Origin of the sequence: Haloferax gibbonsii, assembly GCF_001190965.1 — an archaeon.
GTDB lineage: Archaea > Halobacteriota > Halobacteria > Halobacteriales > Haloferacaceae > Haloferax > Haloferax gibbonsii.
This window is the reverse complement of the sequence record NZ_CP011948.1, coordinates 119,771-132,998: the sequence shown is the minus strand read 5'-3', so window position 1 is coordinate 132,998 and position 13,228 is coordinate 119,771. Positions and strand designations below refer to the sequence as shown.

The 13,228-nt window shown below is 65.5% G+C and carries 12 protein-coding genes; 2 read left to right on the top strand and 10 right to left on the bottom strand.

Going from position 1 to position 13,228, the window contains the following annotated elements:
* Nucleotides 1-216: 216 nt before the first annotated feature.
* From xacK to ABY42_RS15555, 6 genes are all read right to left on the bottom strand, one after another.
* Entirely contained in the window at nt 217-1,368 is a 1,152-nt protein-coding gene (gene xacK, locus ABY42_RS15580; RefSeq protein ID WP_050460033.1) for a xylose/arabinose ABC transporter ATP-binding protein XacK, read from the bottom strand.
* A 2-nt stretch (nt 1,369-1,370) separates the two neighbouring features.
* The gene (xacJ, locus tag ABY42_RS15575) at nt 1,371-2,522 is read right to left on the bottom strand and encodes a xylose/arabinose ABC transporter ATP-binding protein XacJ (RefSeq protein WP_050460031.1); all 1,152 of its coding nucleotides are present in this window, start codon (nt 2,520-2,522) and stop codon (nt 1,371-1,373) included.
* Nucleotides 2,523-2,525: 3 nt separating this feature from the next.
* Nucleotides 2,526-3,455, bottom strand: coding sequence for a xylose/arabinose ABC transporter permease XacI (gene xacI / locus ABY42_RS15570; protein WP_004972182.1), 930 nt, complete (start codon nt 3,453-3,455; stop codon nt 2,526-2,528).
* Nucleotides 3,456-3,457: 2 nt separating this feature from the next.
* Entirely contained in the window at nt 3,458-4,411 is a 954-nt protein-coding gene (xacH, locus tag ABY42_RS15565; RefSeq protein ID WP_004972184.1) for a xylose/arabinose ABC transporter permease XacH, read from the bottom strand.
* Nucleotides 4,412-4,466: 55 nt separating this feature from the next.
* The gene (locus ABY42_RS15560) at nt 4,467-5,777 is read right to left on the bottom strand and encodes an ABC transporter substrate-binding protein (protein ID WP_197092946.1); all 1,311 of its coding nucleotides are present in this window, start codon (nt 5,775-5,777) and stop codon (nt 4,467-4,469) included.
* Between the two features lie 297 nt (nt 5,778-6,074).
* A complete protein-coding gene (locus tag ABY42_RS15555) occupies nt 6,075-6,839 on the bottom strand; it encodes an NAD-dependent epimerase/dehydratase family protein (RefSeq protein WP_004972189.1) in 765 nt (254 codons plus the stop codon).
* Between the two features lie 100 nt (nt 6,840-6,939).
* Between ABY42_RS15555 and ABY42_RS15550 the strand changes: the two genes are divergently transcribed.
* The gene (locus ABY42_RS15550; RefSeq protein WP_197092945.1) at nt 6,940-7,701 is read left to right on the top strand and encodes an SDR family oxidoreductase; all 762 of its coding nucleotides are present in this window, start codon (nt 6,940-6,942) and stop codon (nt 7,699-7,701) included.
* Nucleotides 7,702-7,778: 77 nt separating this feature from the next.
* On the top strand, nt 7,779-8,633 hold the full coding sequence (gene xacC / locus ABY42_RS15545; RefSeq protein ID WP_050460029.1) for a pentonolactonase XacC: 855 nt from the start codon (nt 7,779-7,781) through the stop codon (nt 8,631-8,633).
* A gap of 27 nt (nt 8,634-8,660) precedes the next feature.
* Here the strand turns inward: xacC and ABY42_RS15540 are convergent, their stop codons facing one another.
* The 4 genes from ABY42_RS15540 to ABY42_RS15525 all read right to left on the bottom strand — a co-directional run bounded on the left by ABY42_RS15540 (nt 8,661) and on the right by ABY42_RS15525 (nt 13,196).
* Nucleotides 8,661-9,638, bottom strand: a complete 978-nt coding sequence (locus ABY42_RS15540; RefSeq protein WP_004972193.1) for a D-xylose 1-dehydrogenase — start codon at nt 9,636-9,638, stop codon at nt 8,661-8,663.
* A gap of 60 nt (nt 9,639-9,698) precedes the next feature.
* The gene (gene gfo6, locus ABY42_RS15535) at nt 9,699-10,817 is read right to left on the bottom strand and encodes a D-xylose 1-dehydrogenase Gfo6 (protein WP_050460028.1); all 1,119 of its coding nucleotides are present in this window, start codon (nt 10,815-10,817) and stop codon (nt 9,699-9,701) included.
* A complete protein-coding gene (locus tag ABY42_RS15530; RefSeq protein WP_050460027.1) occupies nt 10,814-11,683 on the bottom strand; it encodes a fumarylacetoacetate hydrolase family protein in 870 nt (289 codons plus the stop codon). Before ABY42_RS15530 ends, gfo6 begins: the two co-directional genes overlap by 4 nt.
* Nucleotides 11,684-12,422: 739 nt before the next feature.
* Nucleotides 12,423-13,196, bottom strand: coding sequence for an SDR family NAD(P)-dependent oxidoreductase (locus tag ABY42_RS15525; protein WP_050460026.1), 774 nt, complete (start codon nt 13,194-13,196; stop codon nt 12,423-12,425).
* Nucleotides 13,197-13,228 lie beyond the last annotated feature (32 nt).

Genomic DNA, 13,228 nt, shown 5'->3' with positions numbered 1-13,228 from the left:
GACACCGGAGCGGCGCGACTCGCGGACGTAGCTACCGCGCTGCCGGGAGGCGAGTACTGACGACTACCGGAGCAGCGCTTGCGAACAGAAGGCGAGAGAAGGTGTGGATGGTCAGTCCGAGGAAGTGGGGTGGATGGTCAGTCCGAGGAAGTGGGACGCCCGGACGGCTCGCAGGGGTGAAAGAACGAACGGCGACAGGGGGTGTCGGCCGAGTCGTCAGTCGGAGATGAACGCGCCGATGGCGCGGTTCGACGGAAGCTCTCGGTTCTTCAGCGCGTTGCCGGTCTCCCCGTCGAACAGGTGAATCGCGTCCTCGGGGAACGAGACGGTCGTCCGGTCGCCCGATTCGACCCTCGACCGCCCGGTGGTGGTCGCGGTGAACCGAGCCCCCTCGCGGCCCTCGGCGAACCGCAGGTGGACGGTGTTCTCGTTACCCTGCGGCTCGACGACGACCACCTCGGCGTCGAAGGTTCGGTCGCCGGAGCGCCGCTCGCCGACCTCGATATCCTCGGGTCGGATGCCGAGCGTGAGGGCGCTCGCGTCGCCGAGCTGGTCTCTGGTCGCGTCCGAAAGCGGGTAGTCGAAGCCGTCGCCGCGGAAGGTGTCACCCGAAAGCGACCCGTCGAAGAAGTTCATCGACGGCTCGCCGATGAAGCCCGCGACGAAGAGGTTGTTCGGCCGGTGGTAGCAGTCCAGCGGCGTCCCGACCTGCTGGAGTTCGCCGTCGTCGAGGACGGCGACGCGGTCGCCCATCGTCATCGCTTCCGTCTGGTCGTGGGTGACGTAGATGGTGGTGACGCCGAGTTCCTCTTGGAGGCGCTGGAGTTCGGTTCGCATCTCCGCGCGGAGCTTGGCGTCCAGGTTGGACAGCGGCTCGTCCATCAGGAACACCTCGGGGTCGCGCACGATGGCGCGCCCGAGCGCGACCCGCTGTTGCTGGCCGCCCGAAAGCTGTCTCGGCTTGCGGTCGAGCAGGTCGGAGATACCGAGCATATCGGTCGTCTCCTCGACCCGCTTTCGTATCTCGTCGTCCGGGAGGTCGGTCGATTCTTCGAGGCCGAACGACATGTTGCCGCGGACGCTCTTGTGCGGGTACAGGGCGTACGACTGGAACACCATCGCGATGTCCCGGTCCTGCGCGGACACGTCGTTGAGGACGCGGTCTTCGAGTCGGAGTTCGCCCTCCGTGACGGTTTCGAGTCCCGCCATCATCCGGAGCGTCGTCGATTTCCCGCACCCCGAGGGACCGACGAGCACGAGGAACTCCCCGTCGTCGATGTCGAGCGATATCTCTTCGACGGCGACGATGTCGCCGCCGCCGTCGTCGGTGTAAACCTTCGTTACGTCGTCGAGTGTCAATCGTGCCATGGCTACTGTTCGAGTTCTGTGAGGTCGGCTTCCTGGTCGTGTCGGCGGTTGTGCACCGCGGTTCCGGTCTCCGCGTCGAACACGTGAATCGTGTCCGGCGGAATCCTCACCGTGACGCGGTCGCCCCGCGTGACGAGGTGCATTCCCTCCGTGACCGCCTGTAGCGCGTCGTCGTCGGAAGGTTGGTCCGGGTGCGAGAGGTGGAGGACGTTCTGGTCGCCGTGGGGTTCCACGACGGTCACGTCCATCCGGAGTTCGTGATCGCCGAGCGCGGCGTCGTCGGGGGCCGCGTCGGCGACTTCGATGTCTTCGGGGCGCACCCCCAAGACGAGGTCGTCGCGGTCGCCGACGGACTCCATCACGTCCTCGTCGAGCGGGTACGAGAAGTGTTCACCGACGAACGTCGACTCCGAGCGCGTTCCGCGGACGAGGTTTATCATCGGCTCGCCGATGAACTCCGCGACGAACAGGTTGTTCGGCTCGTGGTAGCACTCGAAGGGAGAGGCGACCTGCTGGAGTTCGCCGTCGTCCATGACGGCGATACGGTCGGCCATCGTCATCGCCTCCGTCTGGTTGTGGGTGACGTAGACGGTCGTGACGGCGAGTTGGTCCTGCAGGTTCTGGAGTTCGGTGCGCATCTCCGCGCGGAGCTTGGCGTCCAGGTTGGACAGCGGCTCGTCCATCAGGAACACCTCGGGGTCGCGCACGATGGCGCGCCCGAGCGCGACCCGCTGTTGCTGACCGCCCGAGAGTTCGTCGGGCTTGCGGTCGAGCAGGTCGGCGATGCCGAGCGTCTCCGCGACCTCGACGACGCGCTCGTCGCGCTCCGCAGACGTGTATCCCTCCTCTTCTTCCAGCCCGAACCGGATGTTCTGCCGGACGGTCATATGAGGGTACAGCGCGTAGTCCTGGAACACCATCGCGATGTCGCGGTTCTGCGGGACGCGGTAGTTCATGTGGTCCCCGCCGATGTAGATGTCCCCGCTGGTCGGGGTCTCCAGGCCGGCGAGCATCCGGAGCGTCGTCGACTTCCCACAGCCCGACGGGCCGACGAGCACGAGGAACTCCTCGTCGGCGATGTCGAGCGAGAGGTCGTCGACGGCGACCGTGTCGCCGAAGCGCTTCGTCAGGTCGGTGAGTTGAATCTGTCCCATAGCTTAGGCCTCCGTGCGAAGTCCCTTGGCGAACTGCTCGGCGAACGCGACGTACAGGATGAGCGTCGGAACCGCGGCGAGGAACGCCGCGGACATCCTGATACCGAAGTCGATACCGGAGGTCGACGCCCCGATTGCGGGCAGCACCAGCGTGACCGGTGCCGCGGGCGCGTCGGACCCGGTGACGAGCGTGAACGCGAAGAGGAACTCGTTGTAAATCTGCGTGAACTGGTAGATGAACACGACGCCGAACATCGGCTTCGAGATGGGCAGGATGATGCGCCGGTAAATCTTCGTGATGCTCGCGCCGTCGATTTTACCGGCCTCCACGAGCGAGTTCGGGAGGCTCTGGTAGTACGACCGGAACAGTATCGTACAGATGGGAATCCCGTAGGCGATGTGGGTGATGACGAGCGGGACGAGTTCCGCGTGGTACCCCTGGAAGAAGGGTATCGACGCCACCATCGGCTCTATCATCCGCGCGAGCGGGAAGATGTTGTTCCAGAAGCGCGCGAGCGGGACCAACACGGCCTGGTAGGGGACGAAGACGCCGACGACGAAGAGCATCAGCACGCCCATCTGGGCCCGCCAGTTGACCATCGTGAGGCCGTAGGCGGCCATGCTCCCGAACAGGACGCTCCCGATAGTCGCCGGAATCGACATGATGAGCGAGTTGAAGAACGACCCCGAGAGCTGTTCGAGGGCGAACTGGATGTTACCGAGGGTGAAGCCCTCGCCGACCGGCGGCGCGAAGGGGAGCGAACGGGCGACCGACTCGTTCGTCTTGATGGCGGTCATGATTCCCGTCTCTAGCGGGACGAGGAAGAAGCCGAGGAAGAACACGACGAGCGCGTACTGGGCGACGCGCCGGAGGTTCACGTCCTCGACGAGCGATGCGACGTCGAAACTGCCTGTGGATGACGACTGTGACATGGTCAGAGACTCCCCTGTTTGTACTGGTAGTAGAGGTACGGTCCGATGACGCCGAGCGCCATGATGAGGAGCATGGTCGCGATGGCGGCCGAGTAGGCCCACTCACCGAACTTGAACGCGCGGCGCACCATGAGCGTCGCCAGGATGTCCGTCCCGTTCGGCGGGCGGTAGCGGCCGACGAGAGCGTACAGGAAGGTGAAGGCCTTCAGCGCGAACACCATCAGCACGACGGCCGCGCTGACGGACGCTTCCTTCAGTTGCGGGACGATGATGCGGAGGTAGGTCCGAGTGATGCTCGCGCCGTCGACGCGGGCCGCCTCGAACTGGTCGTCGGGAATCGACTGGAGCCCCGCGAGGTAGACGACCATCGTGTACCCGCTGAACTGCCAGATGAGGGCGAATATCACCGCGCCGAGCGCGATTGATGGGTTCCCCAGCCAGTCCACGGGATTGAACCCGAGGGTCGTCACGACGAGGTTGAGGATGCCGCTTTCGACGTTGAACATCCATAGCCACAGTTGCGCGGTGACGACGAACGAGAGGCTCATCGGGAGGAGATAGACCGTCTGGAACTTCTCCGAAAAGCGGATGCCGTGGTCCAACAGGATTGCGAGGAACAGTCCGAGTACCAGACAGATAGTCGTGAAGCCTACCAGGAGGACCAAGTTGTTCTGTGCGGCGGCGATGAACGCGTCGCTCGACAGCGCCTGGGCGTACATCTCCAGGTCGAGAACGGAGTAATCGGGGGTCCCGAGGCCCTCGTAGTCCGTAAACGAGATGGCGAAGTTGTAGCCGATGCCGCCGTAGACGGCGATGCTCATGAGGACGAACGGGATTCCCCAGTACGGCGCGGAGCGAACGAAGTCGCTGTTGAGGAAATACTGGAGCTTCGACTCCCACCCGACCGCCTCGTCGGTCGCGTCGGAGACGTGCTCCGTGTTGTCGTGTGTGGCCATGGATATACCTATTATTTTATTTGTGAGTGATAAAGGTGTAGTTTCGACCGAAGCCCTACTCGGAGACCGCTTCGATGAGCGCGTCGGCGGTGGCTTCGACCTTGAACGGCCCCATGAAGTTGTCGCCGAAGGCGGTCTTACACGCGCCCATCGTCTTGGGCGTGACTGCGAGCCCGTGGGCGATGGTCGGCGGGTAGGCCTCCGAATCGGTGAGGTCCTCGTACGTCATCGCGAGGAAGTCGGTCAGTTCGCTCGGGTCGATGTCGGTGCGGAGCGGAACCGACCCCTTGGGGTTGTTGAAGGCGATCTGGGCCTTCTTCGAGCCGACGAACTTCTGCCACGCGACGGTCTCCTCGCGGCTCGGGTTGTTGCTCGGCGCGACGATGGAGTCGACGTGGTAGAAGTAGATACCTTCAGTGCCCGGGAACGGTATCCAGTCCCACTGCTCTTTGTAGTTGAAGCTGTCGTCGGCGCGGAACATGCCGTACACCCAGTTCCCCTGGTGGATGGTGGCCGCCTTCCCCGAGATGACCTTCTGGCCCGCCGTCGTGAAGCTGATGGACGAGGCGTCGGCGGTGATGTAGTTCTCGTTGATGGTCTTCAGCGCCTCGAGCGCCTCCACGACGGCCGCCCTGTCGGGGTTGCCCTCGATGAAGTTCATGTACGCCTCGACGCCGCTTTGGCTCGTCAGAATCTGCGCCCAGAGCTGGAGGTTCGTCCACGGCGCGACCATCGCCTGCGCCATCGGCGTCACGTCCGTGTTCTGGTCGATGGTTTCGAGCGCGTCGAGGAGCGCGTCGACGCTGTCGAGGCTCGAGGCGTCGATGCCGGCCTCCTCGAAGACGGCGGTGTTGTAGAACAGGTTGTTCATCCGGTGAGACCCGATTGGGACCGCCGGCATCTTGTCGTTGAACTTACACAGTTCCACCGCGCGGGACTGCATGGTGTCTTTGAACCCCTCGGCGTCCCACACGTCGGCTTCGAGGTCCATCAGTGCGCCCGAGTACCGTTCGAGGTTCTTCCCCGGCCAGTTGGCGAACGAACTCATCGGGTTGTTGTTCGCGAGCCGTCGGAGAATCGTCGCGTTGAGGTTCACGTTCGCGCTCGCGCCGACCGCCTGGAAGTTCGTATCCATCTCGGGATGCTCTTCCTCGAAGGCCTCGATGAGCGCGGTGACCGCCGCCTCGCCGTCGCCGCCGGCCCAGCCGTGGAGGACTTCGAGTTCCGAGTCCCACGTGCTGCCCGAGCTGTCCCCGCCGGTCTCGGTGTCTCCGCCGGAGCCGTCGGAACCGCTCCCGCTCTCGGTGGCCTCGGTCTCGGAGCCGCCACCCCCGGTACATCCAGCGAGGCCGGCGGCGGCACCCACGGACAGGGCCTTCAGGTACTTTCGGCGGTTCACACTTTCATCGCTACAGCCATGCTCAGCCATGTTGTACCCATGTTATCTTCCCTCATATATAGGTTGTGAATGACTGTTGATGATATAAAAACGGAGGGGTTGAATAAGCTCGTCTCGAAAATATTTCTCATCTCATCCTTTCGAATAATAGTTCGGAACCGCGTTCGACGGGTGAACCAACCGGCGAGCGGGGACGGGCGTCGTCAGCCGCGGCGCGCCTCGCGGCGGGTCGACACCTCACTCACAGTTCGCTTCGATCCGCGCTCACTCCACGACAGTCGCCGAGTTGTCCCGCGGGCGGTAGCCGATGGCGCGCATCGTCTCCGTGAGCGAGAGGTACCGGTCGTCGTTCGCGGAGACGAGGTTGACCGCGAGCGGCGAGTCCGGGAGGGGAGCCTCGACGGCCCGGCGCATCCCCTGTGCGCAGTCGTCGGGGCTGAGCCACATCGCGCGGACGTAGCGCGCGACGTCTTCTTCCTCGTCCATCTTCTCGCGGACCTCCTCGGCCGTCAGGAGCCACCCGATGCGGAGGTTGAGCACTTCCAGTCCGTGTCGGTCCGCGTAGTAGTTGCCCAGCGCCTCGCCGAACACCTTGCTCACGCCGTAGTACGAGTCGGGACGCGCCGGGTCCGACACGCCGACCGCCTCGGCGTCGGCGGCCAGGGTCTCCGGTCGGGTCGGGTCGGCGATGTTGTACATCTGGTGGACGTGGTTGGTGCTGGCGAAGACGAGTCGGTCGACGTCGGCCGCCAGCGCCGCCTCGTAGACGTTGTACGTGCCGCCGATATTGACCTCGTAGACGCTGTCCCACGCCGCGTCGGGGTTCGGGTTGGCCGCGAGGTGAACGACGATGTCGTGGCCCTCGAACGCCTCGGTCAGCGCGTCTTCGTCGCGCACGTCGAGAATGACGCTATCGAGTCCCTCGCGTTCTCGGTGCGTGATGGGCGTCACGTCGTGGTCCGAGTCCAGCGTCTCGACCGTGACTCTTCCGACGTTGCCAGCCGCTCCGGTAACCGCAATACGTGCCATACGATGACAATCGACGGAAGTCTAATAAACGTGTTCCAAGCGCCCGTCGCCGGATTGCCACGGGGAAAACACGTATGCGACAGGGTCACAATCACGGAGTATGGTCGACCGACCAACCGCTTTGGAAGACCCGCTCGACGGGCGGACGGCGCTCGTCACGGGAGCGAGTTCGGGAATCGGCGCGGCGACGGCGCGCGTGCTCGCCGAAGACGGCGCGGACGTGTGTCTCGCCGCCCGCAGAGTCGAGCGACTGGAATCGCTCGCGGACGAGATTCGCGGGGCGACGGACGCCGCCGTGAGCGTCGTGCCGACCGACGTGACCGACCCCGACGCGGTCCGGGCGCTCGTCGACGCGACCGTCGAGCGGTTCGACTCGCTCGACATCGTCGTCTGCAACGCCGGCCTCGGCGTCGACAAGCCCGTCGCGGAACTCACCGACGAGGAGTACCGGCTGATGACCGGCGTCAACGTCGACGGGATGTTCTTCACGGCGAGAGAGGCGATTCCACACCTCGTGGAGTCGGAGGGCAATATCGTCTTCCTCGGGAGCATGTCCGGGAACCACCCGCGACCCCACAACCCGGTGTACGCCGCGACGAAGTGGTGGGTCCGCGGGTTCGCGTCGAGCCTGCAGGGGTCCATCGGCGAGGAGAACGTCGGCGTGACCTGCGTCAACCCGACCGAGGTCAGGACCGAGTTCGGCTCCGAGAGCGGCGAGACGCAGGCGGAGTCGTTCGACGAGGGCGAGGTGACGGAGGCGATAGAGGTCGCCGACGCCATCGCCTACGCGGTCCGCCAGCGGTCGCCGAACACGGTGCTCTCGCTCGACCTCTACCGGCGAGACAAGATTTCGCACTTCTGAAGGCGACGACGGGAGTGGCGGCGACCCCCGCGAACTCGGGGGAAGCGTATTTTGCGGTCGGTTGCGAACGAACGGCCATGACTGTCACACGAGTGGTCGACACGTCGTGCCGCCTCGGCGAGGGACCGGTCTGGCACCCCGACGAAAAGCGGCTGTACTGGGTGGACATCGAAGCCGGACGGCTCCACCGCTACGACCCCGAGACGGGAGCGCACGACTGTCCCGTCGAAACGTCGGTTCTCGCCGGCGTGACGATGCAGCGCGACGGGTCGCTGTTGGCGTTTATGGACCGCGGTCGCGTCGGCCGCGTCGTCGACGGCGAACTCACGGGGGCGACGGAAATCGTCGACTCGCCGACCCGGTTCAACGACGTTATCGCCGACCCCGCGGGGCGGGTGTTCTGCGGGACGATGCCCGCGGAGTCCGGGGACGGGCGGCTGTTCCGCCTCGACACCGACGGGACGGTGACGACGGTCGAGACCGGCGTCGGAATCCCGAACGGGATGGGCTTCACCCGCGACCGCGAGCGGTTCTACTTCACGGAGACCGAGGCGCACACCATCTATCGGTACGACTACGACGAGGAGACGGGAGCCGTCTCGGACCGCGAGCGGTTCGTCGAATCGCCGGAGACGCCCGGACTGCCGGACGGTATGACGGTCGATTCGGCGGGCAACATCTGGTCCGCCCGCTGGGAGGGGGGCTGCGTGGTCAAGTACGACGGCGACGGAACCGAACTCGAACGGTTCGACGTGCCGACGGAGAAAGTGACGAGCGTCGCGTTCGGCGGGTCCGACTTCGATACGCTCTACGTGACGACCGCCGGCGGCGACCCGGACGGCAGAGCAGACGACGCGGCCGGGGCGCTGTTCCGCCTCGACGTGGCGGCGTCCGGTCGCCCCGAGTTCCGCTCTGACGTTCGACTTGACTGAGCCGAAGCGGACTGAGGCCGCGGGCGGTCAGTTCAGGTCGACCGCGCGCCCGGTGTCGGCGCTCTCGTAAACCGCGTCGATGGTCCGCATGAGGTCGACGGACTCCTCGCGGTCGATTCGCGGCGTCTCGCCGGTCTCGACGGCGCGGGCGAACGCCTCGACCTCGCGTCGGTAGTTATCTATCGGGTCGAACGTCTCCGTGACGACGCGGCCGTCGGTCGCGTAGGTGAGTTCGGCGGACGCCGTCGGCTCGATGTTGAACGCGGTCTTCGCCTCCAGCCAGCCGTCGGTGGTCTGGACGCGGTAGTACTGCGTCTCGGGCGTGTCGAACGACGATTCGACGCTGGCGGTCGCGCCGGAGTCGTACTCCAAGACGCCCGACATCCGCGTGTCGACGCCGCAGTCGCGCGTGTCGGTCGTGGTGGCGTACACCCGGTCGGGCGTCCCGAGGAAGAGCCGCGCCGCGCTGATGGCGTAACAGCCGACGTCCATGACGCTCCCGCCCGCGAGTTCGGGTTCGATGCGGATGTTCTCCGCCCCGTCGGGCAGCCGGAACGAGAAGTTCGACGTGACCGAGACGACCTCGCCGAGTTCCGACGCGACGAGTTCGGCGGCCCGCTCGGTCCGCGGGTGGAAGCGGTACATGAACCCCTCCATCAGCGTGACGCCCGCGTCCTCGCAGTAGTCGAAGACCGCGGCCGTCTCGTCGGCGCTGGCGGTCAGCGGCTTCTCGCAGAGGACGTGCAGACCGTGGTCGGCGGCCGCTCGAACCCAGTCGGCGTGGAGGCTGTTGGGAAGCGGGATGTAGACCGCGTCGAGGGAGTCGTCGGCCAACAGCGCCTCGTAACTGCCGTACGCGGTGGGAATGCCGACCTCGTCGGCGACCGCGCTCGCCCGCGTCTCGTCGCGGGACGCGATGGCCGCCGCCGCGTGGTCGCTCGCCTGAATCGCCGGAATCACCGATTCGATGCCGATACCTGCGGTGCCGAGGATACCAAACTGCATGCGGGGAGGTGCGGCGACCCCGATAATAAAACTCCGGACGAAAACGCGTCGAATCGGGACTTACGCCTCGTGGGAGGCGGAGTCGACGTCGGTGTCGACCGGGACGTCGGTGCCGCGCTCCGCCGCGGCGTAAATCGCATCCATCGCGCGCATGTCCACGAGCGCGTGGTCGCCGTCGGGCTCGGGGTCGGTCTCCGTCAGGAGGCGGGACGCGAAGTAGTCGAACTCCTCGGTCATCTGGTTCACCTGCTCGAAGTCGTAGTCGGCGGACTGGTCCCCCCACGACAGCCGGAAGCCGCGTTTCTGGCGGTTGTAGAACGCGGGCTCGATTTCGAGTTCCCCCTCGGTGCCGGTCACCCGGAGGTGGCTCGACTGGTAGGCCGACTGGCTGGCGGTGCAGACCGCGAGCGTGCCGTCGTCGAAGTCGACGCCGAAACTGACGTGTTCGTCGCCGACGGCCTCGAACGCCTCGTCGTCGACTCGGGCGCGCGCCCTGACGCGGACGGGGTCGGCGTCGAGGACGAACCGGGCGGTGTTCAGCGGGTAGAGCCCGATGTCCATGACGGTCGCGCCGCCGGAGAGGTCGGGGTCGAGCCGCCACTGGTCCGGGTTGGGAACGACCTCGTCGAGCAGGCGCTGGGACATGTGGCCGTGGACGAACACCGGATCGCCGATGACGCCGGCTTCGACGAGTTCGCGGGCGCGTCGGACGGCCGGTTCGGTCTGCATCCGATAGGCGACCATCAGGGGCACGTCGGCGCGGTCGCAGGCGGCGACGAGCTTCTCGGCCCGCTCGACCGACGCTTCGAGCGGTTTCTCGCAGAGGACCGCCTTCCCCAACTCGGCGGGGGTCTCGACGTACGGGAGATGTAGCCCGTTCGGCGTGACGACGTACACCGCGTCGTAGGCGTCGGCCGCGACGCCCTCGTGGAACTCGTCGTAGGTGAGCCCGTGGGTTATCGACTCGGCCAACTCCCTCGCGCCCTCGGCTTTCTCCTTCGAGCTACTGACGACGACCGTCGTCTCGCAGAACTCGGACTCCTCGACCGCGGGAATCGCCTCGTCGCGGGTCCACCAGCCGAGACCGATCATGGCGAGCCTGACGGTGCCCGTCACGTCCTCGCCCTGCCAGTCACGGCGCGTGAACTCTTCGAGGCTGTCGGTGGGTGTGGAGTTCATACGGTGGTGACGCCGTTCGAGAGGGTGCCGATATCTTCGACGGTGATGTCGACGCGGTCGCCTTCTTGGAGGTCGAACGGCTGTTCGGGGACGAGCGAGGTACCCGTGAGGATGACCGCAAGTTCGGGGACCGTGTTGTGGCGCGTGAAGTACGACACGAGTTCCTCGCAACTGCGGACCATCTCGCTGGTGTTCGTGGCGTCGTCGTAGATGACTTCCCCGTCGCGCTCGATGGTCATGCTCATCTCCAACTCGTGGGGGTCGTCGATGTCGTCGGGCGTGACCACACACGGGCCGAGCGAACAACAGCGGTCGTAGACCTTCGCCTGCGGCAGGTACAGTGGGTTTTCGCCTTCAATCGACCGACTGCTCACGTCGTTGCCAACAGTATACCCGACGATTTCGCCGCGCCGGAGGACGATCCCGAGTTCGGGTTCGGGAACGTCCCACTCGGAGTCGTCCCTGACGCCGATGGCGGCGCCCGGTTCGACCGTCCGAGAGGGTGTGGCCTTGAAGAAAATCTCCGGCCGGTCGGCATCGTACACGTCGTAGTACATGTCCGGCATGGAACTCTCTTCTTCGCGCGCCTGCTCGCTGATCTGGTAGGTGACGCCCGCCGCCCAGACTTCTTCGGCGTCAACTGGGACGGTCGTGTGCTGGTCGACGAACTCTTGGTCGATCACGTCGGCGTTTTCGGTGAGTTCGGCGGCGAGTCGGTCGATTGGGATTCGGGCGATACCGGCCACCCGAGCCAAATCCCCGAACGTCCGGAGATCCTCGTCGGCGCTCGTGAGGTCGTACGTCGTGGAGTCGCGAGTTGCCGTGAGACAGCGCTCTCCCGACACCTCAAGCTGGTGGTACTGCATTCAGTATCCCCATTACCATCTATTGTTATAAAAGTACGTCCCGACGTGGACACCAACTGGCGGCGAACGGCGCGGAATCGCGGGACGAGAGCGAGTTCGAGAGGAGGTCGTATCCGAGCGACGAGGAGCCGACCGCCGAACGGCGGCCGCGACGTGGCCGCCAAGGGCTCGGAACCGTCGTGCTGGCATCCGACAGGGTTGTTCTCATGGTCAGAACACAGGCGCAGAGAGACGGAACGTTCGACGTTCATGATTTCGGCGGTTTCGGACGTGTTCTCACGGTCTGCCGCCTCCCCGAAGAGACACGTCTGCCAGAGACAGGAGAGATAGTCCGTCTTTGCGTGCGTATCGTTGACATTCAGCGTATCTTCGGCCCGGGGGCGGCCGAATCAACAAGTTCTCTATCACAGAACGATGGGTCGTCGATATCGACCGGGAATGTTCACAACGCAAGCGCTTGACGCTGGACGGTCGCGGCCCAGATTACACAGGTACGCTTGTAATGCAGAAGGGCGGAGGCCGGCGAAAGCGACCGGATTGGGCGAGCACCGAGGAGAGTCATGATACGAGACCGAGCGTGATTCCGCGCCGTAGACAACGTTCTCCATTACAGAACACCTATCGAGTCGCCCTTCGGAACCGGCGGTGACCGCGCGTCGACGGCAGTACGGGTGTTCGAGAGAACCCTCTCGGCCGGCGACGGGATGACGACGTGCGGAAGAAGATACGGAGGGTCGCGTCAGAAGGCGCTGTCGGCGAACCCGCCGTCGACGGTGACGACCTCACCGGTCACGAACGAAGACGCGTCGCTCGCGAGGTAGACCGCCGCGCCGACGATTTCCTCTCGCTCCGCGACTCGACCGAGCGGCGTTCGCTCGTCGATTCGCGTGCGTTTTTCGGTCCCTTCGGCGTAGGTGTCGGCGTTCTGTGGCGTGATGACGAACCCCGGCGCGATGGCGTTGACGCGCATCTCGGGCGCGAGTTCCTTCGCCGACGCGCGGGTGAACGCCTCGACGCCGCCCTTCGCCGCCGAGTAGGCGGGGAGGTTCGCCATCGAGAGTCGCGCGGCCAGAGAGGAGATGTTGATAATCGACCCGCCGTCGGCGACGGCCGGGGCCATCGCCTGCGTGACGCGGCGGACGCCCCCGAGCGCGATGTCGGTGACGTGGTCCCAGGCGTCGTCGTCGATGTCGCGGACCGAGTCGCGGGAGATCGCGCCCTGCGAGGCGACGACCACGTCGATACCGCCGAACTCCTCGACGGCGCGCTCGCGGACGCGTTCGAGCGAGGCCGGGTCGGTCACGTCGCACGTCTCCCGAACCGCGTTCGCGCCCAACTCCTCGATGGCGTCGGCCGTCTCGTCGACCGCCGACTGGCGTCGGCTGGTTGCGAGTACGTCCGCCCCCTCGCTGGCGAATCCGAGAGCGATTGCCTGTCCGATGCCGCTTGTCCCGCCGACGACGACAGCGCGCTTGTCACTGACGGAGACTGGCGTGTGCTCGTATGCGACCATGGTTCCAGTCCGCACGGTGCCGACATGATAGT